At 29.7% G+C, this 316-nt stretch carries 1 protein-coding gene; it reads right to left on the bottom strand.

What is annotated here, in order from left to right; all coding sequences use genetic code 11:
• Positions 1 to 316, bottom strand: a 316-nt coding sequence (locus tag UNSWCS_RS11390; protein WP_035144332.1) for a hemagglutinin repeat-containing protein, incomplete at both ends; no start/stop codon positions are given.

Below are 316 nucleotides of genomic sequence, written 5' to 3'. Positions count from 1 at the left end.
TAGATTATTTCCTACTTTTAAATTTAGTGTTCCATCAGCTCTTAAATTTGCTCCTTTAATGGTTGTATCATTAGCTGTGTTTATATTTATATCTTTATTAGATATTAGCTTTGAGTTATTATTAGTGATGCTTTCACTATAGCTGTTTGATTGTGAGTGGTCTAGACCTAAGCTTCCACCTCCTCCTCCATACATAGTAAATTTAGCACTTCCGCTAAGAGACTTACTATTTTCATCTGATTCAAATCTATCTTGGCTAGAGTTTATATTTAGATCTTTAGTGTTTATATCTATATTATTATTAGCTAGTAGATTT

This window comes from Campylobacter concisus UNSWCS (genome assembly GCF_000466685.1).
GTDB lineage: Bacteria > Campylobacterota > Campylobacteria > Campylobacterales > Campylobacteraceae > Campylobacter_A > Campylobacter_A concisus_A.
The sequence above is the reverse complement of the archived record's forward strand: the minus strand, read 5'-3'. Positions and strand labels throughout refer to the sequence as shown.